Annotated in this window: 25 protein-coding genes and 1 tRNA gene; 15 read left to right on the forward strand and 11 right to left on the reverse strand. The window is 70.2% G+C overall.

Features of this window, described 5'->3' with window-relative positions; all coding sequences use genetic code 11:
• Window position 1: 1 nt before the first annotated feature.
• Complete coding sequence (locus ABIC53_RS03335) at window positions 2-523, reverse strand: methylated-DNA--[protein]-cysteine S-methyltransferase (protein ID WP_354450414.1); 522 nt, start codon at window positions 521-523, stop codon at window positions 2-4.
• Window positions 524-689: 166 nt separating this feature from the next.
• Here ABIC53_RS03335 and ABIC53_RS03340 point away from each other — a divergent pair, with 166 nt between their 5' ends.
• Complete coding sequence (locus ABIC53_RS03340; RefSeq protein WP_354450416.1) at window positions 690-4,418, forward strand: AAA family ATPase; 3,729 nt, start codon at window positions 690-692, stop codon at window positions 4,416-4,418.
• Window positions 4,419-4,604: 186 nt separating this feature from the next.
• On the opposite strand, the gene mscL is transcribed toward ABIC53_RS03340, so the two are convergent.
• From mscL to ABIC53_RS03355, 3 genes are read right to left on the reverse strand one after another with little or no spacing between them, the layout of a single operon-like run.
• A complete protein-coding gene (gene mscL / locus ABIC53_RS03345) occupies window positions 4,605-5,099 on the reverse strand; it encodes a large conductance mechanosensitive channel protein MscL (protein ID WP_282501085.1) in 495 nt (164 codons plus the stop codon).
• Between the two features lie 29 nt (window positions 5,100-5,128).
• A complete protein-coding gene (locus ABIC53_RS03350) occupies window positions 5,129-5,407 on the reverse strand; it encodes an FmdB family zinc ribbon protein (protein WP_282501084.1) in 279 nt (92 codons plus the stop codon).
• A gap of 13 nt (window positions 5,408-5,420) precedes the next feature.
• Window positions 5,421-6,017 (reverse strand): 5-formyltetrahydrofolate cyclo-ligase, encoded by a 597-nt coding sequence (locus ABIC53_RS03355; RefSeq protein WP_112617023.1) that lies wholly within the window; start codon window positions 6,015-6,017, stop codon window positions 5,421-5,423.
• Window positions 6,018-6,083: 66 nt separating this feature from the next.
• Here ABIC53_RS03355 and galU point away from each other — a divergent pair, with 66 nt between their 5' ends.
• From galU to ABIC53_RS03370, 3 genes are all read left to right on the forward strand, one after another.
• Complete coding sequence (gene galU, locus ABIC53_RS03360) at window positions 6,084-6,962, forward strand: UTP--glucose-1-phosphate uridylyltransferase GalU (protein WP_112617022.1); 879 nt, start codon at window positions 6,084-6,086, stop codon at window positions 6,960-6,962.
• Between the two features lie 19 nt (window positions 6,963-6,981).
• Window positions 6,982-7,623 (forward strand): GNAT family N-acetyltransferase, encoded by a 642-nt coding sequence (locus tag ABIC53_RS03365; protein ID WP_354450419.1) that lies wholly within the window; start codon window positions 6,982-6,984, stop codon window positions 7,621-7,623.
• 72 nt (window positions 7,624-7,695) lie between these two features.
• Entirely contained in the window at window positions 7,696-8,598 is a 903-nt protein-coding gene (locus ABIC53_RS03370; protein ID WP_274178576.1) for a large exoprotein, read from the forward strand.
• Window positions 8,599-8,605: 7 nt separating this feature from the next.
• Here the strand turns inward: ABIC53_RS03370 and ABIC53_RS03375 are convergent, their stop codons facing one another.
• Window positions 8,606-9,805: an amidohydrolase family protein gene (locus tag ABIC53_RS03375; protein WP_354450421.1), complete on the reverse strand. Its 1,200-nt coding sequence runs from the start codon at window positions 9,803-9,805 to the stop codon at window positions 8,606-8,608.
• 57 nt (window positions 9,806-9,862) lie between these two features.
• Here ABIC53_RS03375 and ABIC53_RS03380 point away from each other — a divergent pair.
• The 3 genes from ABIC53_RS03380 to ABIC53_RS03390 all read left to right on the forward strand — a co-directional run bounded on the left by ABIC53_RS03380 (window position 9,863) and on the right by ABIC53_RS03390 (window position 11,288).
• A tRNA-Ala gene (locus ABIC53_RS03380) sits at window positions 9,863-9,935 on the forward strand.
• Between the two features lie 91 nt (window positions 9,936-10,026).
• Window positions 10,027-10,593, forward strand: coding sequence for an NADPH-dependent FMN reductase (locus ABIC53_RS03385; RefSeq protein ID WP_323985953.1), 567 nt, complete (start codon window positions 10,027-10,029; stop codon window positions 10,591-10,593).
• 101 nt (window positions 10,594-10,694) lie between these two features.
• Window positions 10,695-11,288, forward strand: coding sequence for a helix-turn-helix domain-containing protein (locus ABIC53_RS03390; protein WP_323985951.1), 594 nt, complete (start codon window positions 10,695-10,697; stop codon window positions 11,286-11,288).
• Here ABIC53_RS03390 and ABIC53_RS03395 read toward each other — a convergent pair.
• Complete coding sequence (locus ABIC53_RS03395) at window positions 11,269-11,937, reverse strand: DUF1028 domain-containing protein (RefSeq protein ID WP_323985949.1); 669 nt, start codon at window positions 11,935-11,937, stop codon at window positions 11,269-11,271. The two genes, ABIC53_RS03390 and ABIC53_RS03395, sit on opposite strands and share 20 nt — an antisense overlap.
• A 150-nt stretch (window positions 11,938-12,087) precedes the next feature.
• On the opposite strand from ABIC53_RS03395, the gene ABIC53_RS03400 reads away from it, so the two are divergent.
• The 5 genes from ABIC53_RS03400 to mgtE all read left to right on the forward strand — a co-directional run bounded on the left by ABIC53_RS03400 (window position 12,088) and on the right by mgtE (window position 18,922).
• The gene (locus ABIC53_RS03400; RefSeq protein ID WP_323985948.1) at window positions 12,088-13,614 is read left to right on the forward strand and encodes an ABC transporter substrate-binding protein; all 1,527 of its coding nucleotides are present in this window, start codon (window positions 12,088-12,090) and stop codon (window positions 13,612-13,614) included.
• 43 nt (window positions 13,615-13,657) lie between these two features.
• Window positions 13,658-14,623 (forward strand): ABC transporter permease, encoded by a 966-nt coding sequence (locus ABIC53_RS03405; protein ID WP_064954928.1) that lies wholly within the window; start codon window positions 13,658-13,660, stop codon window positions 14,621-14,623.
• Complete coding sequence (locus tag ABIC53_RS03410; protein WP_323985947.1) at window positions 14,620-15,537, forward strand: ABC transporter permease; 918 nt, start codon at window positions 14,620-14,622, stop codon at window positions 15,535-15,537. The genes ABIC53_RS03405 and ABIC53_RS03410 overlap by 4 nt, the downstream gene beginning before the upstream one ends.
• Window positions 15,534-17,180 carry a dipeptide ABC transporter ATP-binding protein gene (locus ABIC53_RS03415; RefSeq protein ID WP_354450425.1) on the forward strand — a complete coding sequence of 549 codons (1,647 nt, stop codon included), beginning with the start codon at window positions 15,534-15,536 and terminating at the stop codon, window positions 17,178-17,180. Before ABIC53_RS03410 ends, ABIC53_RS03415 begins: the two co-directional genes overlap by 4 nt.
• Window positions 17,181-17,563: 383 nt before the next feature.
• Window positions 17,564-18,922, forward strand: a complete 1,359-nt coding sequence (mgtE, locus tag ABIC53_RS03420; RefSeq protein WP_323985945.1) for a magnesium transporter — start codon at window positions 17,564-17,566, stop codon at window positions 18,920-18,922.
• 116 nt (window positions 18,923-19,038) lie between these two features.
• Here the strand turns inward: mgtE and ABIC53_RS03425 are convergent, their stop codons facing one another.
• Window positions 19,039-20,109: a Glu/Leu/Phe/Val dehydrogenase family protein gene (locus ABIC53_RS03425; RefSeq protein WP_323985944.1), complete on the reverse strand. Its 1,071-nt coding sequence runs from the start codon at window positions 20,107-20,109 to the stop codon at window positions 19,039-19,041.
• Window positions 20,110-20,203: 94 nt separating this feature from the next.
• Here ABIC53_RS03425 and ABIC53_RS03430 point away from each other — a divergent pair, with 94 nt between their 5' ends.
• A complete protein-coding gene (locus ABIC53_RS03430) occupies window positions 20,204-20,680 on the forward strand; it encodes a YbaK/EbsC family protein (RefSeq protein WP_323985943.1) in 477 nt (158 codons plus the stop codon).
• A gap of 7 nt (window positions 20,681-20,687) precedes the next feature.
• On the opposite strand, the gene ABIC53_RS03435 is transcribed toward ABIC53_RS03430, so the two are convergent.
• Both ABIC53_RS03435 and ABIC53_RS03440 read right to left on the reverse strand, forming a co-directional pair.
• On the reverse strand, window positions 20,688-21,161 hold the full coding sequence (locus tag ABIC53_RS03435; protein WP_282501076.1) for a SixA phosphatase family protein: 474 nt from the start codon (window positions 21,159-21,161) through the stop codon (window positions 20,688-20,690).
• A 4-nt stretch (window positions 21,162-21,165) separates the two neighbouring features.
• Window positions 21,166-22,446, reverse strand: coding sequence for a DUF445 domain-containing protein (locus ABIC53_RS03440; RefSeq protein WP_274178562.1), 1,281 nt, complete (start codon window positions 22,444-22,446; stop codon window positions 21,166-21,168).
• A 59-nt stretch (window positions 22,447-22,505) separates the two neighbouring features.
• Here ABIC53_RS03440 and ABIC53_RS03445 point away from each other — a divergent pair, with 59 nt between their 5' ends.
• Entirely contained in the window at window positions 22,506-22,778 is a 273-nt protein-coding gene (locus ABIC53_RS03445) for a metal-sensitive transcriptional regulator (RefSeq protein WP_023954607.1), read from the forward strand.
• A 110-nt stretch (window positions 22,779-22,888) separates the two neighbouring features.
• Here the strand turns inward: ABIC53_RS03445 and ABIC53_RS03450 are convergent, their stop codons facing one another.
• Window positions 22,889-24,058 carry an acyl-CoA dehydrogenase family protein gene (locus ABIC53_RS03450; protein WP_354450429.1) on the reverse strand — a complete coding sequence of 390 codons (1,170 nt, stop codon included), beginning with the start codon at window positions 24,056-24,058 and terminating at the stop codon, window positions 22,889-22,891.
• 46 nt (window positions 24,059-24,104) lie between these two features.
• On the opposite strand from ABIC53_RS03450, the gene ABIC53_RS03455 reads away from it, so the two are divergent.
• Window positions 24,105-24,512, forward strand: coding sequence for a pilus assembly protein CpaE (locus tag ABIC53_RS03455; protein ID WP_354450431.1), 408 nt, complete (start codon window positions 24,105-24,107; stop codon window positions 24,510-24,512).
• Window positions 24,513-24,536: 24 nt separating this feature from the next.
• Here the strand turns inward: ABIC53_RS03455 and ABIC53_RS03460 are convergent, their stop codons facing one another.
• Complete coding sequence (locus tag ABIC53_RS03460; RefSeq protein ID WP_354450433.1) at window positions 24,537-25,742, reverse strand: MFS transporter; 1,206 nt, start codon at window positions 25,740-25,742, stop codon at window positions 24,537-24,539.
• Between the last annotated feature and the right edge of the window lie 326 nt (window positions 25,743-26,068).

Here is a 26,068-nt window from a genome sequence, read left to right on the forward strand (position 1 = left end):
CCTACACGCGGCCGGAGTCGGCTCGGCTCTCGAGGTCGAGCAGGAATCGCTTGCGCTCGGGATGGCCGCCGTACTCTCCGATCGATCCGTCGCTGCGGACGACACGGTGTGCGGGCACGACGATCGAGATCGGCGTCCGCGCGCACGCAGACCCGACAGCTCGGTGCGCTCGCGGTGAGCCGGCGGTGATCGCGATCTCGCCGTAGGTCGCCACCTCGCCGTAGGAAACGCGGCACACCGCGCGCAGTGCGGCGCCGGCGAATCCCGGCGGGGCCAGGAGCCAGTCGATCGGCGTCCGGAAGTGCCGCAGCCGGCCCGCGAAGTACTCGTCGAGTTCGGCGGCCACGTCGGCAACCGCGCCGGGGTCGTGGACCGGGAGCGCGCCGAGGCTCGGGGCGAGGTCGGCGAGGGCGATCTCGGCGGGGCGGTCGAGGATGTCGAGGTGGGCGAGGCCGGTCTCGGTCACGACGAGGAGGGCATCGCCGATCGGCGTGGGGTGCACCGCGAATGCTGCGTCGGTCATGGCTCCATCATCCTGGGCGGCCCCGCTGCGCCCGGCGCGCGGGGACGATGCGGGGGATGGGCGGCGGCGACAGGCGCCGGGGGAGGAACCGCCGATCGTCCGGCGTGTCGGAAATAGCGCGAAACTCGGCGGCGCCTGAGGGTCGGATGCAGGCGCGCCGCTTAGGGTGTGTGCTGTGTGGCGAGGAGATCGAGGAGCCGTCCGTCCGGACGCAGCCGACGAGGTTCGGGTCGATTCGGTGACCCCGGCGCAACTCGATGTCGCCGAAGACGACGTCGCCGTCGCCCACGTTGCCGACCCGGAGCGCGAACGCATCCGTGTGCAGGCCGCCCGCCTCGGCGGCCGTTCGACGCTGCTCCACTACATCGCTTCCGACGATGTCGGCATCGACATCACCAAGGCGCATCCGGGCAGCCTCCCGCAGTTCATCACCGGCCGTTCGACGCTCCTGTCGAACCTCTTCCGCGACGAGGTGGCGCTGCGCACGGCCCGCCTCGCCGCCGGGCGCATCACCGCGAAGGACGTCGAACTCCGCACCACGCGCGGCCTCGACACCGTCCACCTCGGCGTCGGATTCGCCTCGTGGCGGGCCGGAGGTCTCACCTACAACGCCCCGGTCCTTCTCCGCCCGCTCGCCATCCGCCGCCATCACGGCGACTTCGATCTCAAGCTCCACGGCTCGTTCTCCGTCAATCCCGAACTCGTCGAGATCGCGCGTGCGCACTTCGGAATCGACCTCGACCGGCGCGGGCTCGCTGCGCTCGCGTACGACGGCGGCGTCTTCAAGCCGCAGCCCGTCATCGACCATCTGCGCGCCCTGACCGCCCATGTCGACACCTTCACGGTCCAGCCGCGGCTGATCGTCTCGACGTTCGCGGATGTCGCCGCTCGCGCCGAGCGCGACGCGGCGGACCTCGACGTCCCCGTGCTCAACGCTCTCGCCGGCCACGAGGACGACCGCGCGCTCGTCGCGACCCGTTACCCCGTTCCCGACGCCGTGCCCTCGGACGACCGCCCGCCGGCATCCGACCGACTGCTGCTCGACGCCGACGCCGAGCAGGAAGGCGTCCTCGACCGGATCGTCGCCGGGCAGTCGCTCGTCGTCCACACGCTGCCGGGCACGGGCGGCACGCAGACGATCATCAACGCCGTCGGCGAGCTGGTCCGCCGTGGCAAGCGCGTCCTCGTCGTCAGCGCCCGCCGCTCCACTCTGGAGGGGGTCCGTCACCGCCTCGCCGGCATCGGGCTGCCCGGGCTGGCCGTCTCGCCCCGGGGTGTCCACCGCGACCTCATTCGCGCGATCGCCCGGAACGAGAAGGCGCAGCACCCGAAGATGGGCGAGATCGACGACGCCCTCGTTCGGCTGCGCACGGTTCTGCGCGACTATCGCGTCTCGCTGACGCAGCGGCATCCCATGCTCGGCGTCTCGCCGCTCGAAGTGCTGCAGAAGCTGACGACGATCGCGGCCGAGTCGCCGCAGCCGTCGGCAGCCACGCGCTTCGATGCCGCGACCCTCCAGCGCCTCTCGACGCGTCGCGCCGAAGCGGCCGCATCGCTCGCGACCGCCGCTCGGCTGGGCGAGTTCCGTTTCGGGCCCGATGACTCGCCGTGGTACGGCGTCGCGTTCGAGACGACCGAGCAGGCACGCGCCGCACACGCTCTGGCAGGCCGCCTGCACCGCACCGAGATCCCCGAGATCCTCGAGCGCGCATACGAGCTCATCGGGCAGACCCGGATGCGGCCGTTCACGACGCTCGCCGAGCTCGGTGCGTACATCCGCCTCCTCCAGGGGATCCGCGCGTCGCTCGACCGCTTCAGCCTGACCGTCTTCGAGCGTCCGCTGGGCGATCTGATCGAGGCGCACTCCACCCGCCGCGACACTCCCGAGATGAACGGTGCGACACGGCGTCGCCTGCGACGGCTCTCGAAGGAGTACGTCCGGCCGGGCATGCACGTCACCGACATGCACGACGCCCTCGTGCGCGTGCAGAAGCAGCGCGAACAGTGGCAGCGCTTGGCCGAAGTGGGCGTCGTCCCCGAGATCCCCGCGGGTCTCGACGCGGTCGCGACCTCGTGGCAGCGCGTCGACGCCGACCTCGCCGAACTCTCGCGCGTGCTCGGCCCGGGGCACGATCTGCTCGCGACGCCGATCCCCGAGCTCGTGCGCATCCTCGCCGGGCTCGCCGCCGAGTCCGACGTGTTCGACAACCTCGTCGAACGAGCGACGCTGCGCGGTGAACTCGCCTCCCTCGGCCTCGAGGGCCTGCTCACCGAGCTCTCGGTGCGCCATGTGCCCGAGGAGCGCGTCGCGGCGGAGTTCGAGTTCGCCTGGTGGCAGTCCGCCCTCGAGGCGATGCTTCGCAGCGACCGTGCACTGCTCGGAGCCAACACCAGCGTCGTCGATCGCCTCGAACGCGATTTCCGCCTCGTCGACGAGGCGCACGCCGCCTCGGCGGGGCAGCAGCTGGCGGCCGAGCTCGCGACGCGATGGAAGATCGCGATCGTCGACGAGGCTGACGAGACCGCGGCGCTCAAGGCCGCGCTGCGCGAGGGCACAGCGTCGGCTGCCGAACTGCTCGCCGTCGCGCCGAAGCTCCTGCGCACGCTCGCGCCCGTCTGGATCGCGTCGCCCTACGAGGTGGCCTCCCTGCCGGCCCGGCCCGCGTTCGACGTCGTGATCCTGGCGGATGCCGGCGCCCTGAGCGTCGCCGAATCGGCCTCGGCCCTTCGCCGCGGGCGGCAGATCGTCGCGTTCGGCGACCCCGTCACGCAGCGCCCGACCCCGTTCGAGATCGCCGCCGACCGCGATCCGTCGGACGAGCCGATCGCAGACCCCGACGAGCGGAGCGTCTTCGAGCGCCTCGCCGAGATCGTTCCGGTCGAGACCTTGACCCGCAGTTACCGCGCGGGCGGCGAAGACCTCGCCGAACTCGTCAACGAGGCCTTCTACGGGGGCGAGATCGTCTCGTTCCCCTGGGCCGGCTCGTATCTTGGACGCGGCAGCCTCAGCGTCGACTACGTCGAGGGCGGTGTCGGTGCACCGGACCCCGACTCGGGAGCGGTCGAGAGCCCCGATGCCGAGGTCGCCCGTGTCGTGACGCTCGTCGTCGAGCACGCCGTCAACCGGCCGAACGAGTCGCTGATGGTCGTCACGGCGTCGACCAAACACGCCCTCCGCATCCGGGCCGCCGTCGAGGCTGCTTTCGCCGGACGATCGGATGTCGCCGAGTTCGTCGGCCGCGAGACGGCTGAGCCGTTCGCCGTGCTCGGGCTCGAGGAGTCGGTCGCCGAGAGCCGAGACCGCGTCGTGTTCTCGCTCGGTTACGGTCTGACGCGCCACGGGCGCGTGCTGAGCGACTTCGGTGTGCTGTCGGGGCCGGATGGTGAGCGGCTGCTGACGGTCGGCATGACGCGCGCCCGCCGTTCCATGGTGATCGTGTCGTCGATCCGGCCGTCGGCGTTCGACGACGGACGACTCGAGAACGGCGCCGCCACGCTCATGTCGATCCTCGGGGGAATCGCGGCACGCGCTCGCGAGGCCCGTCTCGAAGACCTCGCCGACCCGCTGACTCTGGCCCTCGCGCAGAACCTCCGCCGTCTGGGCGTCGCGGTCGATGTCGCGTACCGCGGGCTGCTGCCGCTGGTCGCTCAGCGCGACGGCAAGGCCGTCGTCGTCGAGGGCGACCCCGAGACGATCGGGCAGTCGCTCCGGGAGTCGCTGCGGCTGCGTCCCCAGATTCTGCGGCGGCTGGGATGGCACTACATCCGCGTGCACTCGTTCGACCTCTACAGCGACCCCGCCGGTGTGGCCGCGCGTGTCGCTGCGATCCTGGGCGTCGAGCCCGAGGCACCGACCGCGGACGCGAGCACCGAGCCGCTCGATGTCATCGAGTGACCGACAGCGGGTCGAGCGGGTCGGCAGCCGCCGAGCTCGACTGACCGCCGCTCCGGGTACGACGGCCGAGCCGACATCGGCCGATGAGACGACGGATGCCCCGGCCGGCGCCGAGGGCGCGGCCGGGGCATCCGGTCCGAATGATGCGCGGATGCGGAACGAGGTTCCGCCGCACTACTGATCCGGTCAGGCGGACGGCGCCGCCGGGGGAGTGTTCTGCGAACGGCGCAGCGGGGCGTCGGTGGTCGCGGCTGCGGCGCTCGAAGCAGAGGTCGCGGCGTTGTTCTTCTCCAGCAGATCGCGGATCTGGATGAGGAGCTCCTGCTCGGTCGGGAGCTTCGCCGCCTCTTCGACGACGCCGGCCTTGGCGGCCTGACGCTCCTTCCACTTGTTCATCGGAACGACGAACACGAGGTAGACCACGAGAGCGACGGCGAAGAAGCTGATGATCGCGCTGATGAGTCCCCCCAGGGGGAACGCGACCGGCTGACCGTAGATCCCGGTGAGCGTCGGGCCGGCGATGCCCTCTTCGTTGGGCTGGTAGAACAGCTCGACGAGTGGGTTGATGATGCTCGACACGATCGCGTTGACGACGGCGGTGAATGCACCGCCGATGACCACGGCGACCGCCAGGTCGATGACGTTGCCGCGCATGATGAAGTCGCGGAAGCCCTTGATCATGGCTCTCCTCTCTCCGGACGCGCCGGGTGTCACGAGCCCGCCGCGGCGGGGGAGGACTTCGCCTCGGACTTCGATGATGCCGAAGACGACGAGTCGCCGCCACCGGTTGACGTGTCCGCCCCCGAGCCGCTCGCGCGGGAGTCGGTGCGGTAGAAGCCGCCGCCGTTGAAGGTCACGCCGATCGACCCGTACTGCTTCCGCAGCTCGCCCGAGCACTCGGGGCAGACCGTGAGAGCGGGGTCGGCGAAGGACTGGACCGCATCGAAGCGGTGCCCGCACGACTTGCAGGCGTAGGCGTAGGTGGGCATGGTTCCTCGGTGTTCAGTGCGCCTCGGGGGCGAGGACGACGGTTCGGGTGGGAGTGACGACGCCGGTGACCGGCTGATCGTGCAGATCGCGCGGCACCTCCTCGACGAGTTCGGAGTCGAAGAGCACGGCGTACACCGGCGGGCGGTTCTCCATCGAACCGAGGGTCTTGTCGAAGTAGCCGCGGCCCCAGCCGAGACGCATGCCGGCGGAGTCGACCGCCGCGGCGGGGATCACCAGCAGATCGACCTCTCCGACGGAGATCGGACTGAGCACTTCACCGATGGGCTCGGGAATGCCGAACAGTCCGTCCGAAACGGCGGCGCCCGGCTCGGCGACGACCCAGTCGAGCAGACCGTCGTTGCGGCTGATGGGCAGGAGTACCCGGACGCCCGCGGCCACGGCTTCGTCGATGAAGGCGCGCGTGCCGGGCTCGGTCGGCGCCGAGAGGTAGCACGAGATCGAGCGGGCACCGGTGCTGGCGACGAGTTCGCGGAGCTGTGTGCGGATGCCGTCTGCCGCAGCTGCGCGAGCGGCATCCGACATCCCGTACCGGCGTTCGCGGAGGTCCGCCCGCAGAGCGCGCTTGGCGTTGTCGATCGCGTCGGACATGCCCCCGATTGTAAAGGGTGGGCATCAAACCACTCGCCTGCGCCACCTGATCGATATGGTGGACCCATGTCTCAGCAGCGCATCAAGGCCGTCATCCCTGCCGCGGGTCTCGGTACCCGCTTCCTTCCCGCGACGAAGGCGATGCCGAAGGAGATGCTGCCGGTCGTCGACAAGCCCGCGATCCAGTACGTCGTCGAAGAGGCGACGCAGGCCGGCATCGACGATGTCCTGATCATCATCGGTCGCAACAAGAACAACCTCTCGAACCACTTCGACTCCGTCCCCGAGCTCGAGCACAACCTCACCCGCAAGGGCGACGACGTCAAGCTCCGCAAGGTGCAGGAGTCGTCCGACCTCGCCGACATCCACTTCGTCCGTCAGGGCGAGCCGAAGGGTCTCGGTCACGCGGTGCTGCGCTCCCGCGCGCACGTCGGCGACTCGAACTTCGCCGTCATGCTCGGCGACGACCTCATCGACGAGCGCGACCCGCTGCTGCCCAAGATGCTCGCCGAGCAGGAGCGCTCGGGCCTGACCGTCGTGGCGCTCATGGAGGTCGATCCCGACCAGATCCATCTGTACGGCGCTGCCGCGGTCGAGCCGACCGACGACCCCGATGTCGTGAAGGTCACGGGCCTGGTCGAGAAGCCGAAGAAGGAGGACGCTCCGTCCAACTACGCCATCATCGGTCGGTACGTGCTCAAGCCGAACGTCTACGAGATCCTCGAACGGACCGAGCCGGGCAAGGGTGGCGAGATCCAGCTGACCGATGCGCTGCAGGAGCTCGCGACGACCGAGGGAGTCCTGGGTGTCGTCTTCCGCGGACGCCGTTATGACACCGGGGACCGACTGGACTACATCAAGGCCATCGTGCAGCTCGCCTCTGACCGTGATGACCTCGGACCCGAGCTCCGCCCGTGGCTGAAGGACTTCGTCGGAAACCTCTGACACGAGAACCGGAACGCGCGTGGATGCCACCGCACCCCGCCACCACGGACCGGTGGCCATTCGGCTGATCAGGCCGCGCGATGCCCGCACTCTGCAGGCAGAACTCCTCGCGAACCGTTCCTGGTTGCAGCGGTGGGAGGCGACGAGCCCGGACGGGCCGGTGTCTTTCGACATGCGGCTCGGCATCCGGCGTCTGTTGCAGCAGTACCGTGATGGCGCCGGTGTGCCCTTCGTCATGGAGCACGACGGGCAGATCGCGGGACAGCTGAACGTCTGGGGCATCGCGCGCGGCTCACTGTCGTCGGCGACGATCGGGTACTGGGTGAGCGAGCGGTTCGCCGGCAAGAGCATCACGCCGACCGCTGTCGCCTTGGCGACCGACCTCTGCTTCGAGGAACTGCGGCTGCACCGGATGGAGATCTGCATCCGGCCGGAGAACCGGGCGAGCCTGCGGGTGGTCGAGAAGCTCGGATTCCGCTACGAGGGACTCCGCCGTCGCTACATCCACATCGACGGCGACTGGCGCGATCACTTCGCTTTCGCGCTCGTCGCGGAGGAGGTGCCGCGCGGCGTCCTCGGGCGCTGGCTCGAGGGCGCAGTGCCGCCTGATGCAGCGGCCATCCCCCGTGCCGACCGTCGCGCGGCCGGACTCGAACCTTAAAGTTGAACAAGAACTTCAGACACGCGTGTGTCTGAGGTGTCACCACGCGGGATGCCACGTACGGTTGTCCCCATGGGTGGGCAGGTTCTCGGCGGCGGCGTGATCGTCCTCGTCGCGGTCGCGTTGTGGATGGTCTATCTGCTTCCGTCCTGGCACAGTCGTTACCGCTACGACGCCGCCGAGCGCAACGCCGTCCGCCTGAACCAGGCGCTGCGCGTGCTCGCCGAGACGGCTGAGGCGCCGGAGGAGGTGCGGGTCGAGCTCTCGACGCGCACCGCGCTGGCGCAGCAGAAGCTCGCGCGTCAGGTGCAGCACGAGAAGGAGCAGCTGCGACTCGAGAGCGAGCGCCGCCGGCTCATCGAAGCGCGCCGCGAAGTGCGTGTCGCGCGCTCCGCACGCATGACGTCGCCCGAGCACCGCGCGCGTGTCCGTCGCCGTCTCCGCCTGGCGACGACGATCGTCGCTCTGCTGGCTGTCGGCGCGAGCGGCGCCGGCGGCTGGATGCTGGCATCGTCCGGATCGGCCGCGCTGCTGATCGCGGGCATCGCGACCCTGCTCGTGGCCACCGTCGTGCTCAACCGTATGGCTGCGGTTGCTCGACGCGCCGCCCGCTCTGCCGTCGTCGCGCCGTCTGTCACCGCTACCGTCCAGCCGGCCTCGGCCGTGGTGCCCGAGTTCGAGTTCGCCGACGCGCGTGCCACCTGGACTCCCCGCGAGCTGCCCCGCCCGCTTACGGCCTCGGCCGGGTCGCGTGCCGCCGCCGTGCTCGACGAGGTCGACGCGCGCGAAGCTCTCCGTCAGGCCGCCGTCGGTGAGGCGATCCAGCGAGAGGCCGCGCGTCGCGCGCCGGCATCCATTGCCGCCAGCCGCGCCGCCAAGGCACCCACCCCGGCGTTCGTGCCGACGGGTCAGGTCGACGACGCGCAGATCGAGGACCACGTCCGGCGACTTCTCGCGCAGCGCGCAGCAGGCTGATCCCGGCTCAGCGCTGCAACAGGACGCGCCCGTTCCCCACGACGAGCTCGCGCTCGGGCGTCCGAACGAGGGCGTCCATCGGGTTCTCTGCGTCGACGAGGATGATGTCGGCGCGAGAGCCCGCCTCGATCCGGCCGACCGGCAGTCCCGCGAAGGGGGCCGAACCGCCCGTCGCGATGTCGACCACACGGCGCAGGTCGTCGTCGCGGACGAGGCTCGAGGCGCGGGCGTACTGCCAGGCGATGCCGAGCAGATCACCGGTGCCGTAGGGGCTCCACAGGTCGCGGATGCCGTCGGTGCCGAAGCCGAAGCGCACGCCCGCGGCATCCATCTCGTGAAGCGGCAGCTGGGAGAGGCGCAGGGGCGCCACTGTCGTCATCGTGATGTCGAGCGCGGCCATCGCCTGCAGCAGGTCGCGTCGGTGCGACGCGCCGACCTGTGCGAGCGCGAACCCGTGCGCGAGGTTGACGCGTCCCGCGAGGCCGAACCGCTCGGTCCGCTCGATGATCAGCTCGATCTGGAAGGCGCCGAGCTCGGCCGGGTCGTGCAGATGCAGGTCGATTCCGACCCCGCGGTCGGCGGCGACGCGGAAGAGCGCGTCGAGCTGGCCGACCGGGTCGCGATCGATCGACGCAGGATCCAGCCCGCCGATGAACTCCGCACCGGCGGCGGCCGCCTCGTCGAGCAGGTCGATGACGCCGGGGCGGCGCAGCACGCCGTCCTGGGGGAAGGCCACGATCTGCACCTGGAGGGCCCCGTCGTATGCCGCGACCGCTTCGCGCACCGCTTCGATGCCGCGCTGGGCGACGCCCAGGTCGACATCGACGTGCGTGCGAATGGCGGTGGTGCCGTGACGGACGAACTGTTCCAGCACATGCGCCGTGGTCGAGACGCTCGGGATCCCCAGCTCGTCGCGGCGGGCGCGTTCGTGTCGGATGCGGCCGTCGGTGCCGCCCTCGCCGCCGTAGGGCTGCCACGGCAGGCCCCACCACGACTTGTCGACGTGAGCGTGGGTGTTCACGAGGCCGGGCAGCGCGAGCATCCCGCGTCCGTCGATCTCGAGGCCTGTGTCGCCCGCGTCTGCCGACGGCGCCTGCGGCGTGGCCGGCTCGACGGAAGTGATCAGGCCGTCGGCGATGCGGATGTCGACGGCGGTGGCGTCGTCGACACGGACGTTGCGAATGACGGATGCCGCGGGGTGGCGCATCCCTCCATTGTGCGCGCACGGGTGCACCCTGACAGCGTGATAGTGTGGGGGAGTTCCGGGCCTGTGGCGCAGTTGGTAGCGCGCTTCGTTCGCAATGAAGAGGTCAGGGGTTCGAATCCCCTCAGGTCCACCGAGAAAGCCCCCGCATCGCGGGGGCTTTTCACATTCTGACGACGCGTACACTGTATGCAACTGAATCGATCCCCCGGGAGGTTTCGTCCATGACCACCTACAACGTCGGCGTCATCGTCGGCAGCATCTCGTCGACCTCGATCAACCGTCGTCTTGCGAAGGCGCTCACCAAGCTCGCCCCGCAGGCCGACCTCGAGCTCACCGAGATCCCGATCGCCGCGCTGCCGTTCTACTCGGCCGACAACGACGCGTCGATCCCGGCCGAAGCGGCCGAGTTCAAGGCTGCGGTCGAGAAGGCCGACGGCGTCATCATCGTCACCCCGGAGTACAACCGATCGGTGCCCGGCGTCCTGAAGAACGCTCTCGACACCGCGAGCCGTCCGTGGGGCGACAACAGCTTCGCCGGCAAGCCGTCCGCCGTCATCGGCATCTCCATCGGCGCGGTGGGCACCGCCGTCGCGCAGCAGCACCTGCGCTCGATCCTCTCGTTCCTCGCGTCGCCCGAGCTCTCGCAGCCCGAGGGCTACCTGCAGCTCACCGAGGGGCTGATCGACGACGACGGCACCGTCACCAACGAGTCGACGTCCGAGTTCCTGCTCTCGTGGCTGAAGGCCGTGCACGCGCACGTCGCGAAGAACCTCGCTGCCGCCAGCTGATCAGCAGACCCCTCTCGACAGGGCGCCCGACCACACGGTCGGGCGCCCTGTCGTCGTGATGCACCCCGGCGCATGGTGTCGTCGCCGGTAGGGTGACAGGCGTGACGCGCCCTCCCGAGACCGACGAAGCCCAAGCGGTGCGCGCTCTCGGCGCGACCGTCCGTGACTCGCGTAAGCGCCTCGGGCTGAGCGTGCACGCCCTCGCGGAGAAGGCGGGAGTGAGCTTCGGGCTCGTCAGCCAGCTCGAGCGCGGAATGGGCAATCCGTCGCTCCAGTCGATCCATCGACTCGCGGGTGCCCTCGGTGTGCCGGTCGGCCAGTTGCTCGACGAGCCGGCGGGTGAGCTCGCCGTCGTGGTCGCCGGCCAGGGGCACCGGATGCCGCCGATCGCCGACATCCCCGCCGATCAGCAGTCGGTCCGCGAACTGCTGACCCCCCGGGGGGAGTCGATGCTGCAGCTGATCCGGTCGACCCTGCCGGTCGGGTTCAGCAACGAGAGCCGCCCGTTCCGGCACATCGGCACCGAGACCGTTACGGTCGAACGCGGGGTGCTCATCGTCGCGCAGGGCGAGCGCCGCGTGCGGCTCGAAGCCGGCGACACGGTGACCTACGGCTGTTCCGAGGCGCACTGGTGGGCCAACGGGCACGACGATGTGACGGTCGTGCTCGGCGCCGTTACGCCCTTCGAGCGCTGAGATCCGCGCGCAGATCGCTCGCGCGCAGCTCGACGAGCCGGTGGAGCTCGGCGAGTGGGTTGCCGTGGTCATCGACCCGGAGGTCGACCCATGCGTCTCCGGCGAGACTCGGCGAGGTCACGACGACCGCAGCGCTCTGGCGACCCCGGCGATCACCGCCTTGCGCTTCCCCCGCCGCGAGAGCGGCGACGAGACGCGCGGCGAACGCGGCCGCATCGGGGGCCGGGGCGACCTCGCCATCGTCGTCACCTGCCATCCAGGCGTCTCGGATGGCAGTGAGCACGTCTTCGCCGGTCAGCAGGTTGCCGGCGACGACGAGGTCGTGCTCGACGAGGTGGCCGCTCCACGGCGAGGTGTTCGCGCCGGTGTGCGCTGCGCCGGGACCTGCCGACGGCAGGACGGCGGCCTGGCGCAGTGCCGGCTCGTCATCCCAATGGGGGATGAGGGCGACGGCATCCGCTGCGGATCCCGACGCGACGGCGTCGAGAAGGCGGCCCCGCAACGCCCGGTTGGTCCAGGCCTGGCTCGCCGCCGCGCCGACGCCCCGCCGCACCTCGATGACGGCGTTGCCGACGGCGAGCGACCTGCTCGCCGTGGCGGCGCCGATCAGGCCCGTGCGGCCGTCGCGTGCCAGGACGGTGAAGGTCATGCGATTCCTCTCGCGGGGCGATTGTGAAGATTCTGTTTCGAGATGGGCCTGTGCTTGTCGCCCTCCCTCATGGTGGCACATACTGATCGAATCATCATCAAAATGATGCACCAGCGATGATGCCCTGACCGATGACCCGATAGGCAGACCATGAACAAGCGCACCGCATTCGGCGCCGTGACTTTCGTCGCGGCGCTCACCCTCGTCGGTTGCTCCGCGGGCGAAGGCGTCGACCTCGACGGCGCCGCCGGCGTCGAAGGAGACGTCCTCGTCGCGGCCATCGGCGGTGAACCCGACCAGCTCGACCCGCATCGCACGAGCTCGTACTTCGCGTTCGAGGTGCTCGAGAACGTCTTCGACACGCTCGTCGCCCCCGATGAGAACCTCGAGATGCAGCCCGCTCTCGCCGAGAGCTGGGAAGTCAGCGACGACCAGCTCACCTGGACCTTCGATCTGCGCGACGGCGTCACCTTCCACGACGGATCCGACTTCACCAGCGCGGATGTCGTCTACTCCTACGACCGCATCATCGACGAGGAACTCGCCAACGCCTGGAAGTTCAGCGCGGTCACCGACGTCACCGCTCCCGACGACGACACCGTCGTCATCACCGTGTCGCAGCCCACGCCGAACCTGCTGAGCAACCTCGGCGGCTTCAAGGGCATGGCGATCGTGAAGAAGGAGAACGTCGAGTCGGGCGACATCACCACCGCGCCGATCGGCACCGGACCGTTCTCGGTCGCGAGCTACACGGCCGGTGACCGCATCGACCTCGCCGCCAACGAGGACTACTGGGGTGGTGCGCCCGACCTCGGCGGTGTCGAGTTCCGCTTCATCTCCGAGCCGGCGACGGCTCTCGCCGCGCTCCGCGCCGGAGACATCCAATGGACCGATGTCGTGCCGACGCAGCAGGTCTCCGACCTGCAGGGCGACGACGCCGTGCAGCTCGGCCTCACCCCCTCGAGCGACTACTGGTACCTGGCTCTGAATGAAGCGCGGGGACCGTGGAGCGACGTGCGGGTGCGGCAGGCGATCGCGTATGCGATCGATCGGGACGCGATCGTCCAGGCGGTCAGTTACGGAACCGCAGCCCAGAACCAGCTCGCGATCCCCGAGCAGAGCGTCTGGTACACCTCGTACGACCGGTACTCGACCGACCTCGACACCGCCCGCGGGCTGCTCGACGAGGCCGGCTTCGCCGGCGGAACGCTCGACCTGCTGGCCACGTCCGACTACCCCGAGACCGTCACGGCTGCACAGATCATCGCCGCGAACCTCGAACCGCTCGGCATCGACGTGCAGATCCGCCAGCCCGACTTCTCGACCTGGCTCGACGAGCAGAACTCCGGCAACTTCGACATGCTCATGATGGGCTGGCTCGGCAACATCGACCCCGACGACTTCTACTATTCGCAGCACCACACTGACGGGGCCAGCAACGCGCAGAAGTACTCCAACAGCGAGGTCGATGGACTGCTCGACGCCGCTCGCGTCGAGGTCGACCAGGACGCGCGCAAGGGCCTCTACGCCCAGGCCGCGACGATCATCGCCGACGAGGCCAGCTACATCTACCTCTACAACCCGTCGGTCATCCAGGTGTGGTCGCCGCAGGTCTCGGGCTACGAGACGCGTGCCGACCGCGCCATCCGGTTCGACGACGCATCGATCGGCGACTGAGGTGACGACCTCGAGCAGCACGGTCCGTCCGAGAGGAGGCCTCTTGAGAATCAGCCCCGCGCGTATCGCCCGGTTCCTCGGCGTGCGCCTGCTCTCGTCGGCGCTCGTGCTGCTCGGGGTCGCCGTCGTCGTCTTCGCCCTCATCCAGCTCGTGCCGGGCGACCCGGTGCGCCTGGCCCTCGGCACGCGGTACACGCCCGAGGCCTACGAGGCCCTGCGCGCGGCATCCGGCCTCGATCGCCCCCTGTGGGAACAGTTCTTCGGCTACCTCGGCAGCGCCGTCACGGGTGACCTCGGGGTGAGCTTCCGCAACGGGCAGCCGGTGACCGTAACGCTGCTCGACCGCCTGCCCGCGACGGTCTCGCTGGCTCTGGTGGGTCTCGTCATCGCCCTCGTCCTGGCCGTCCCCGCGGGAATCCACTCGGCGCTGCGCGAAGGACGCGTGAGCGATGTCATCGTGCGGCTCACCAGTCAATTCGGCGTCTCGATCCCGGACTTCTGGCTCGGGATGCTGCTCATCTCGCTGTTCTCCGTGACGCTCGGCTGGCTGCCGGCGAGCGGCTACGTCGCCTTCGGAACGGATCCCGGCGGATGGCTGCGACAGGTGTTCCTGCCGGGGCTCACCGTCGGCCTGGTCGCGGGGGCGATCATGACCCGCTACATCCGAGCGGCCGTCATCGACGTGGCGTCGGCAGGGTATGTCCGCACCGCGGTGTCGAAGGGGCTTCCGCGCCGAGTCGTGACATTCCGGCATATCGTGCGCGGAGCCCTGGTGCCGGTTCTGACGATCGCCGGGATTCAGCTCGCGACCATTCTCGGCGGCGTCGTCGTCGTCGAGGTGGTCTTCGCCTGGCCGGGTCTCGGACGTCTCGTGTTCGAAGCCGTGGCCGCGCGCGACTATCCGCTCATCCAGGGGGCCGTGCTGCTGGTGGCCGTGATGTTCATCGCGGTCAACCTCATCGTGGACGTGCTCTACGCGATCGCCGACCCGAGGATCCGTGTCTCATGACCATCGACGCCTCTTCCGCCCCCGAGCCCGCCACGGCACCCGCCGCCACCGAGCGTGGCCGCACGCCTGCCTGGCGTCTGCTGCTGTCCAACCCGACGACCGTGGTGAGCGGTGCGGGCCTGCTCGCCATCGTGCTGCTCTCGGTGCTGTCGGGCTGGATCGCCCCCTACGGCATCAACGACATCGACGTCTCGCGTGCGTTGCAGCCGCCCGGCCCCGAGCACTGGTTCGGCACCGACGAGCTCGGTCGCGACGTCCTCTCGCGTGTGCTCGTGGCGGGGTCGACCTCGCTCACGATCGCGGTGGTCGCCGTGCTGTTCGCCCTCATTCTCGGCCTCGCGATCGGGGCCATCGCGGGCTATCGCGGCGGTTGGGTGGATGCCGCCCTCATGCGGGTCGTCGACGTGATGTTCGCGTTCCCGGTGCTGCTCCTCGCGCTCGCGATCGTCGCGATCTTCCAGCCCGGCCAGGTGACGACGACGATCGCGATCGGCATCGTCTACACCCCGATCTTCGCCCGGGTGGCTCGAGCCAGCGCGCTGTCGGTGCGCACCTCGGCGTTCGTTCAGGTGTCGCAGACGATGGGGACGCCCGGATGGTGGATCCTCAGCCGCCACGTCCTCCCCAACATCGCCGGACCCGTCGTCGTCCAGACGTCGCTCTCGCTCGCCTTCGCAATCCTCTCCGAGGCGGCGCTGTCGTTCCTCGGACTCGGCGTGCAGCCTCCCGCGCCCTCGTGGGGAGGGATGCTGTTCACCGCGCAGGGCTTCCTCGGCCAGGCCTGGTGGATGAGCGTCTTTCCCGGCGCCGCGATCTTCGTCACGGCGCTCGCCTTCAACCTCGTGGGCGATGGCCTGCGCGACATCCTCGATCCGCGTCAGCGGACCCTTATCGAAGCGAGGAGGGCGCGATGACCGCCGCTGCTCACCCGGTGCTCTCGGTGCGCGATCTGCGCGTGACCATCGGTACGAGAGAGATCGTTCACGGCCTCGGCTTCGACGTCGCTGCCGGCCAGACCCTCGGTATCGTGGGCGAGTCGGGGTCGGGCAAGACGATGTCGGTGCTCGCCGCGACCGGGCTCATCGACGCACCCGGGGCGCGTGTCAGCGGGTCGAGCGTGCTGCGGCGCCGGAACGAGGACGGCAGCATCGATGCCACGGGTGTGGAGCTCGTCGGTGCATCCGAGCGCACGCTGCGCAGCGTGCACGGCGACCGTGTCGGCTTCGTCTTCCAGGATCCGTCGACATCGCTCAACCCCTTCCTGACCGTGGGCCGCCAGATCACCGAGTCGCTCGAGACCCATCGCCGCCTCTCTCGTCGCGCGGCGCGTACGCGCGCGATCGACCTGCTCGACGCTGTCGGGCTGCCGCGGCCCGACGAGCGCGTCGACGCCTACCCCCACCAGCTTTCCGGCGGTCAGCGTCAGCGCGCGATGATCGCGATCGCGCTGGCCTGCGATCCGGCGCTGCTGATCGCCGACGAGCCGACGACTGCGCTCGACGTCACCACCCAGGCCCAGATCATCGACCTCGTGCGCGAGCTCCAGAACGAGCGCGGCACCGCCGTGGTGTGGATCAGCCACGACCTCGGCGTCATCGGGCAGGTGGCGGACGACGTCCTCGTACTGCGCGAGGGACAGACCCGCGAGCACCGGCCCATCGGCGACATCTACGCCGCCCCCGAAGACGACTACACGCGAGAGCTGCTCCGCGCGCGGCCGCGGATCGTGGCGGATGCCGGCCCGCCCGAGCCCGCGACATCCGACGTCCTTCTCGACGTGACGGATCTCGATGTGTCGTTCACGATCCCGACTCCCACCGGACGTCGCACCATCCACGCCGTTGACGGGGTGTCGTTCTCGGTGCGGCGGGGCTGCACGACGGCCCTCGTGGGGGAATCGGGTTCGGGCAAGTCGACGATCGCGAACACCCTGACGGGTCTCGTGCGCCCCGACTCGGGCACCGCCACGCTCGCCGGACGCGACGTGCTGCGTGCCGGGCGGCGCGAGCGCCGGCGGATCTCCATGGTCTTCCAAGACCCGTTCGCCTCGCTCGACCCGCGACGGAGCGTCGGCGACGCCATCGCCGAACCCCTCACCGTGCACCGGCTCGGCGGGCCGAACGCCGTCGCGGGAGAACGGCGCACGGCAGAGCTCCTCGACATGGTCGGTCTTCCCGCGGCATTCGCGACCCGGTTCCCCCACGAGCTGTCGGGCGGGCAGCGTCAGCGCATCTCGATCGCTCGCGCCCTCGCCCTCGAACCGGAGCTGATGATCCTCGACGAGGCGACGGCGTCGCTCGACGTCTCGGTGCAGGCGCGCGTGCTCGACCTTCTGCGCGACCTGCAGGGCGAGCTGGGACTGACGTACCTCTTCATCGCCCACGACCTCGCGATCGTGCAGCAGATGAGTCACGACGTGGTCGTGCTGCGCGACGGCAAGGTCGTCGAGTCGGCGCCGGCCCGGCAGATCTTCGCCGAGCCGTCGGATGACTACACCCGGCGACTCCTCGCCGCCGTGCCGCCCGAGGAGCCGCGCGTCCGCCTGTCGCTTCCGTGACCTGGCGACGGCGCGGGTCGCGACGGCGCTGGTCGCGACGGCGCTGTCGGGTTCGTTCAGGTGCGAGGCGTAGCATGGTCGGCGGGGTTCGGCCCGCGGCATCCGATGTTCCGCCGCCCGGCCCGTGATCGACGGCAGATCCTCTTCTGTCCGTCGTCGACCTGCGAGAAAAAGGAAGCGAGGTGAGGTGCTCCATGAGCGGTGATAGTTGCCATCGCGAGATCATCAGCGCCGCGCCCGCTGCCGCCCCGCTCGTCGACCGAATCGACTCCTGAGCGGACGAGCCGCGGTGCGTCGCACCAGCAGGCTTCGCGATGTTCTCCGTGCCGTCGTCGTCGTGACGACGCCGCGGATGCGCGCGCGTCCACATGAGGAGGGCTCCCATGACTCCGGAGCAGATCAACGAACTGACCATCGTCGTCGACGGCATTGCCGCGCCCCTGTCGCGCGGCGATCTGGCGTCCGCCGCGGCCGCTCTCGCCGCGGTCGAGCCCGAGCGCCTCGCTGACGTCCTGGAGCGCCTCGACGGGCGACGCCGCGCGGTGGCCTACCGGCTGCTGCCGAAGGGACACGCCCTGCAGGTGTTCGAAGCGCTGTCGCCGAACATGCAGGGCGAACTGATCGGTGACCTGCGCGATGCCGAGGTGGCGCACATCTTCGGTGATCTCGACCCCGACGACCGCGCCTGGCTCGTCGACGAGCTGCCGGCCTCGCTCGCATCCCGCCTGATGCGCGGGCTTCCCGCGCACGAGCGCGAGATGACCGCGGCGGTGCTCGGGTACCGCCGGGGATCCATCGGGCGCCGCATGAGCCCGGAGTTCATCTCGGTTCCGATCGGCAGCACCGTCGCAGGAGCGCTCGAGCGGGTGCATGCGCGACTGCACGACGCCGAGACGGTGTACACGCTCCCTGTCGTCGACGCGGGTCGTCGTGTCGCCGGAGTCGTCAGCCTGCGCGATCTGCTCGCCGCCGAACCCTCCGATGCCGTGCGCGACATCATGCAGGCCGCGCAGACAGCGGGGGTGGACGACGACGCCGAGACCGCCGCGCGCCGGTGCACCGAACGCGGCCTGCTCGCGCTGCCCATCGTCGACAGCGAGGAGCGACTCGTCGGCATCCTGACTGTCGACGACGCCGCCCGCATCCTGGAGCACGAGGAGAGTGAGGATGCCGCGCGCCAGGGTGGCGCCGAACCCCTGCGCCGGCCCTACCTCTCGACGCCGATCCTGCAGATCGTGCGATCGCGGGTCGTCTGGCTGCTCGTCCTCGCCGTCGGAGCCACCCTGACCGTGCAGGTGCTGTCGGCGTTCGAGGCGACGCTCGCGCAGATCACGGTGCTCGCGCTGTTCGTCCCGCTGCTCATCGGCACCGGTGGCAACACCGGCAATCAGGCGGCGACGACGGTCACGCGTGCGCTCGCGCTGGGCGACGTGCGACCTCGCGACGTCGTGCGGGTGCTGAGCCGCGAGGTGCGCGTGGGATTCTTCCTCGGCAGCATCCTGGGGCTCGTCGGGTTTGCGGTCACAGCACTCGTCTACGAGCCGCGCATCGGTCTCGTCATCGGGGTGACTCTGATCGCGGTGTGTACGATGGCCGCGACGGTCGGGGGCGTCATGCCCCTGCTCGCGCGTGCGATCCGGGTCGATCCGGCCGTCTTCTCGAACCCGTTCATCACGACGTTCGTCGATGCCAGCGGCTTGATCCTGTACTTCCTGATCGCCCGCGCCATCCTGCAGATCTGAGCCCATGCCTGCGCCGTGGGTCGGTGCCGGGATGCAAGGGATCGGGCGCGGCGCGCCGGTGCGGATGCCGTTCCGCCGGCGTGTCGGCCACGATCCCTTGCATCCCGGTTACGCGGTCAGACCAGGGCGTCGCGCGCTGCCCCGGCGGCGAGGCGTTCGGCGGCGAGCGACTCCGCGGCGGCGAGCGGCGTGACACCTCGGGCCTCTGCCTCGTCGAAGATGCGCCGCAGCACGTCGCCGATGCCCTCGACGCGCGTCGCGATCACGCTGCGATCGCGCTGCTTCGCGGCGAGGTCGAGGTAGATGACGCCGCCCGCGTTCACGACGAAGTCGGGGGCGTACAGGATGCCGCGCGCGGCCAGGCGGTCGGCGCCGGAGCGGTGCGCCAGCGGGTTGTTCGCCGGTCCGCACACCGCCTGCGCATCGAGGGCGTCGATCACCTCGTCGGTCAGCACCCCGCCGATGCCCGCTGGCACGAACACGTCGGCCGAGGCGAGATGAGCCTCCGCGGGCTCGATCCACGTCGCACCCAGGCTCGTCGCGAGCTCGCGCTTGGCCGGGTTCACATCGGTCACGGTCAGCTCTGCTCCCTCGGCCGCGAGCTGCATAGCCAACCGGCTGCCCACCTGTCCGAGCCCGGCGATCGTGACCCGGCGTCCGGCGACCTCGCGAGAACCGGTCGCGCGCTCGAGCGTCGCGAGCAGCGACGCGTGCACGCCGATGCTCGTGGGGCCTGCGGGCTCGCCCGAGCCGCCCACACGGTCGGGGAGCCCCACGACGTGTGCCGTTCGCTCGCTGACGGTCAGCATGTCGTCGGTGGTCGAGCCGACATCCTCGGCCGTGCGGTACAGGCCGCCCAGCGACTCGACGGCGTCACCGAGGTCGAGGAATGCGGCACGGCGCCGCTCGGCGTCGAGCACGGTTCCCGGAGGCAGTCCGATCACGGCCTTGCCGCCGCCGGCATCCAGACCCGCGGCTGCGTTCTTCAGCGTCATCGCCGCCGACAGGCGCAGGGCGTCGCCGAGGGCGTCGCTCCAGTGCGGGTACGTCCACACCCGGGCGCCACCGAGGGCGGGGCCGAGCACCGAGGAGTGCAGCGCGGCGGCGATGAAGAGGCCGCTCCGCCGCCCCGTGATCACCTCCACGCGCTCGTGCGTGAAATCGGGCAAGGGCAGGGCGTGGGTCATCGCGATCCTCTTTCGGCGGAGCCTTGTGGGCTCATGCTCTCCGTGCCGCGGCGTTGCGGCATCCAGCCCATTGTGCCCCTTCTAGAGTGTGAGCGTGACCACCGATCTGCCTCCACGAAGCCGAATCGTCCACGCCTCCCTGCGCGCTGCCGGCATCCTCGGCGACATCGTCGTTCTGCCGGATGCCGCATCCACGGCCGCCCTCGCCGCAGCGGCGCTCGGCGTCGAGGTGGGGGCAATCGCCAACAGCCTCGTCTTCTGGTCCGACGGCGAGCCGCTGCTGGTCATGACCAGCGGGGCGCACCGCGTCGACACGGCCGCACTGGCCGAGCGCACCGGGCGCAGCGCGATCACGCGCGCGAGCGTCGAGCAGGTCCGCGCCGCGACGGGACAGGCGATCGGCGGGGTCGCGCCGACGGGACACCCGGCACCTCTCGCGACGCTCATCGACGAAGACCTCGCGCAGTACGACGAGATCTGGGCGGCCGGCGGCACCCCGCACACCGTCTTCCCGCTGACCTTCGACGAGCTGGTGCGCCTCACCGGCGGAACGGTCGTCGCCGTCGTCTGAGCGGGGCTCAGCCCTTCGGGCTGTCGAAGGTCCATTCGTCGGGGTCGGTCGCGGTCGCGACATCCCAGTCGTCGGTCCGCCACGTGAAAGTGGCCACCGCGCACGTCGGCATCCCGCCGATGCCGCCGTTCGACAGACGCTCGGCGAGCACCGTCATCCCCGGGTCATGCGCCACCACGAGCACCGACCGCGCACCGCTGCCGCTCGCCGCGTCGAGGAGCACGCGCGCCGAGGCGCCGTAGAGCTCGTCGCGCAGTTCGGGTTCGAGCCCGAGCACGGCACCGAAGGCGGCCGCCGTCGTGCGAGCGCGAAGCGCGGTCGAGGCGAGGATGCGCTCGACCTCGACGCCCGTGCTCGCCAGCCGCTCAGCCATCGCGGGGGCGTCGCGCATGCCGCGGTCGTTCAGCGGACGGTCGTGGTCGTCGAGTGAGGGCGAGCCCCAGTCGCTCTTGGCATGCCGCGCGAGGATGAGCGTCGTCATGGAATCATCCTCCCGCGCCGAAGACCGCGTGGGCGATCGTGTAGATGACGAGTCCGGCGAGCGATCCCACGATCGTGCCGTTGAGTCGGATGTACTGCAGGTCGCGGCCGACCATGAGCTCGATCTTCTCGGTCGTCTCCTGAGCGTCCCAGCGCTCGACCGTCTCGGTGATCACCGAGGCGATGTCGGCCCGATGCCGGGCCACGAGCGTCGCGGCGGCGTCGATGACGCGCGCGTCGATCCGCTGCTGCAGTGCCGTCTCGGTCGACAGGCGTTCGCCGACCTCGGTGAGCGCGGCAGCGATGCGACGGCGGAGCGGGCTCTCGGCGTCGCCGAGCGAGCGGACGAGACCGGCCTTCGCCGTGCCCCACGCCTCGGCGGCCAGGGCGCGAACGCGAGGACTGTCGAAGACCGCCGCTTTGGCGGCCTCGAGCCGCGCCGCCGTCTCGGTCTCGCCCTGCAGATCGCCGGCGAGACGAGCGAGGTAGCCGTCGATGGCCTTTCGTGCCGGGTGCTCGGGGTCGTTTCGCACGGCCGCGACGAACGTCAGCGCCTCGCGGTAGACGGTGTCGTCGACGAGCCGTGTTGCCACCGACGGTAACCACGACGGCAGGCGGCGGGAGACGAGCCCGGTGAACACCGAACGGTTGGCGACGAGCCAGGTCTCGATGTTGTCGATGGCGAGATCGACGGCGCCGTGGTGAGCGCCGGCGCCGACGACGCGCTCGAGCCATCCCCCGATCGAGGGCCCCCAGGAGGGGGCCAGCAGGTGCTCGCGCGCCAGGTCTTCGAGCAGGTCCTGCACCTCGTCGTCGCTCAGCGCCGTCAGGATGCCGGATGCCGCCGCCGATGCCTCGGCCGAGACGCGCTCCGCGTTCTCGGGACGCCGCAACCACGCGCCGAGCCGCGTCGCGATGCCCATCGATTCGAGCTTGCCGCGGATGACGCCCGCTTCGAGGAAGTTCGTCTCGACGAACTCGCCGAGGGTGTGGCCGATCTCGTCCTTGCGCCTCGGGATGATCGCCGTGTGCGGGATGGGCAGGCCGAGCGGATGCCGGAACAGCGCCGTGACGGCGAACCAGTCGGCGAGGGCTCCGACCATGCCGCCCTCCGCGGCGGCGCGGACATAGCCGAAGGCGGGGACGGTCTGCTGCAGGGGGAAGGAGATCGCGAAGACGATCGCCATGAAGATCAGCGCGCCGAGGGCGACGGCCTTCATCCGCCGCAGCCCCTGGCGTCGAGCCTGGTCGGCGGGGGAGAGCAGGGAGGTCGGCGTGCGTGCCATCCGGTCATCCTCCCACGGGGCTTCGCCGAGCGGGGCCGGTCTCGGCGTATCCTGACCGCGTGATCGACGACATCCAGAAGCGAGCCCTGCGCCGCACGAGCATCCTCGAAGGCCAGGTCCGCGGGCTCGCCCGGATGATCGAGAACGAGGACTACTGCATGGACATCATCGCCCAGTCACGGGCCATCCAGAAGGCACTCGCCTCGCTCGACAAGCTCCTCATCGAGAACCACCTCCGCACCCACGTGACCCACATGTTCGAGAACGGCGGCGCCGATCGCGAGCAGGCCGTCGCCGAGCTCCTCAAGGCCTATGACCTCGAGACCCGCTGACCGCATCCGTCCCTCCGCCTACCGTCGAGTCGCCAGGAATTGCGGATCCGGTGGCCCCGGCATCCGCGGTTTGTGGCGAGTCGACCGGCCCGGGCCGAGCGGGCAACCGGTCAGGGGGTGAGAGGGCCGAGCCAGGCGGCGGCGACGGTGCTGTGGGCGGACTCCGGATCCGAAGGGTGGAACATCCCTGCTACGACGTCACGGTAGAGGCGACCGAGCTCGGAGCGGGAGAAGTACGACGACCCGCCCGCCACCAGCATCGCCTCGTCGACGACGGCCTTCGCCGAGGTGACGGCGCGGTGCTTCAGCCCGCTGAGCTTCGCGAACCAGAGGCCGCCGTGATCGGCCCGCTCGTCGATGTCGCGCGCGATCGCCTCGAGCTGCGGCAGCATCCCGTCGTACGTGAGCGCCATCTCGGCGATGCGCCAGCGGATGTCGGGATCCTGGCTGTACGCCAGCCCCGTCTTCTTCGAGGTGCGCGACTGGGCGGCGACGACGGCGACGTCGAGAGCGCGTCGAGCGATGCCGGTGTACACCGACGCGAGCAGCAGCTCGAAGACCGAGAAGATGCCGAAGACGAGCGGATCCGGGTTCGGGCCGGGGGAGAGCCGACGGACGACGCGGTCGGGTGATGCGATGGCGCCGTGCAACTCGGTCGTGCGCGACTGCGTCCCCCGCATGCCGACGGTGTCCCAGTCGTCGCGCGTGCGCACCGCGTCGGTGCGGTCGACGAAGGCGAACACCATTTTCGGCGCGTCCTCGCTCGTCGTGTCGAGGCCGTGCAGCCCGAGGTGGTCCCACACCGGAGCGAGCGAGGTGAAGATCTTCGTGCCCGTGAAGGCGTACCCGCCGTCGGACTGCGGCTCGGCCACGGTGTCGCTGCCGAACAGGACGAGGTCGTTGCCCGCCTCGCTGATGCCGAACGCGAACACCTCGCCCGCAGCGGCGCCCTCCTGCACGAAGCGCAGGGCGTCGTCACCGCGGTCGGACAGCACCTTGGCAACACCCGTCCACACGAGGTGCATGTTGATCGCGAGCGCTGTCGCGGGCGCGGCACCGGCCAGCCGCTGCTGCAGAACGGATGCCTGCGCGAGCGACAAGCCCGCGCCGCCGAGCTCTTCCGGAACGAGGATGCCGAGGTAGCCGGCTTCTCGCAGCTCGGCGAGATCCTCGTCGGGGAAGATGTTGTCCGCGTCGACGCCCGCGGCTCGCTCGCGGATCCGTTCGATGAGGCTGTCGGGAAGGTATCGGGCCGGGTCGAAGTCGCTCACGGCATCCATTCTGCTCCCGCCCTCCTCACCCGGTCGCCTGGTGCAGGATGGGGGCATGATCTCGACCGACGCCGCGCTCGCCCTGCGCGAGGCCGGGCTCGTCTGGCGCCCGGCATCTGGAGACCGCTTCCAGCTCAACGAGCCGGAGTTCGAGGCCGACGTCTTCACCGTCAGCGAGATGACGATCGAGCCGCGGCGCTATCCGACCGGGACGATCCTCGCGTTCAACGGCACGACGGAGTGGGCGCTCGACTCCGTCGCGCTCGACGAGGCGCTATGGCTTCCCCGTGAGGACCAGCTGCGTGAGATGCTCCGCGGCGGCTTCCGGAGTCTGCGCCGGCTCGCAGACACTCACCGCGTGGAGATCGAGTTCGCCGGCGAGGAGCTGGCGTTCGAGCATCCGCAGCCCGAGGATGCCTACGCGGCGGCCGTCCTCGCGATGCTGCAGCGTGTCAGCGACTGAGCGACCGTCTGCGCGGAACCAGCCTCACGTGATCGTGTGGACCGGTGCGGTGTCGGGAATGGGCGACGCGTCGCGTCCGCGGAGGTCGGGGAACCACTGCACGCACGTCACCGCGACGACGAGGCCGACGACGGCGAACAGGGCAGCGGCCACATATGCGCCCTGCGGGCCCACGCCGTCGATGAGGAAACCGGCGATGGCGGAACCCGCCGCGGCTCCGATGAGCTGCCCGGTGCCGATCCAGCCGTAGGCTTCGGCCGTCTCGCTGAACTTCACGCTCGCCGAGGTGATGGCGAACATGACCGCCAGCGCCGGCGCGATGCCGATGCCGGCGATCAGCAGCGAGCCGCCGAGCCACCAGGCGTTGAGCGAGAAGATGGTCGCCGCCAGCCCGACGGTGACGATGAGGAAGCGGCGAGCCATGGCCCACCGTCCGATCGGGATGTGGCCGAACGACAGGCCGCCTGCCAGGCTGCCGACGGCGAAGACCGCGAGGACGAGGCCGGACTCGAGTCCGCCGTGACCGAACGACGCGACAACGCCCGCTTCGACCGCGGAGCACGCGCCGATGAGGAGGAAGCCGGTCGCGGTCGCGAGCATGACCGGCGCCTTGAGCAGCACGCGGCCCAGGCTGCGCCGGCTGCGCGGGATGCGGACACGTCCGAGCTCCGGCGAAGAGATGAACCATGCGCCGCCGCCGACGAGGATGACGACGACGAGCAGGAGCCCCGGCACGGTGCCGGCCTGCAGCGCGACGAAGGTGATGAGCACCGGCGCGATGATCCAGATGATCTCCTGCAGCGATGCGTCGAGGGAGAAGAGGGGGGTGAGCTGCCGCGACGTCACCATCTTCGGGTAGATCGTGCGCACGGCCGACTGCACCGGCGGGGTCGACAGGCCCGCGATGAGACCGAGCGCCATGTAGACCCAGAGCGGCACGTCGAGCACCGCGAGCAGAGCGATCGACGCCGCGCACACGGCGAGCGTCAGCGTCAGCACCCGCCGCATGCCCCAGACGCCCATCCATCGACTCGTCACCGGACCTGCGATCGCCTGTCCGACTGAGGTCGCCGCCAGGACCAGACCGGCCGACCCGTAGGACCCGGTCACGTGCTCGATGTGGAGCAGGATGGCGAGGCTCGTCATCCCGCTCGGAAAGCGAGCGGTCAACTGTGCGGCGATGATGCGCGCGACACCCGGTGCGCGCAGCAGTTCTCTGTATCCCGCCACCCCTCAACGGTAGCGATTCCGAAGCCCGGTCGGCGACGCCCGGGCGGCTGCCGCGGCGACACGCCCGCGACACGCCGATGCGACGAGATCCGCCCGAATCGGATGTCGGTGGGTCGGTCTAGCGTCCGACCTGTGGACAGACTCGTGCGGCGTCGCCCGGAAGTGCGGAATCACGCGTCGAACCGGGCTTCGATCGAGTCGCCGATCTGTGGATGAAACGGTGGACAAGATGTGTTGTACCTGGGGAGAGCGGTGCAAAACTACAGACTTGTAACTACTACCCCTTGTGGTGCCCCCCGATGTCGGCACCCATATGTAGTATTGAG

The sequence above is a fragment of the Microbacterium sp. 1262 genome (assembly GCF_040544895.1).
In the GTDB taxonomy this organism is placed as follows: Bacteria; Actinomycetota; Actinomycetes; order Actinomycetales; family Microbacteriaceae; genus Microbacterium; species Microbacterium plantarum.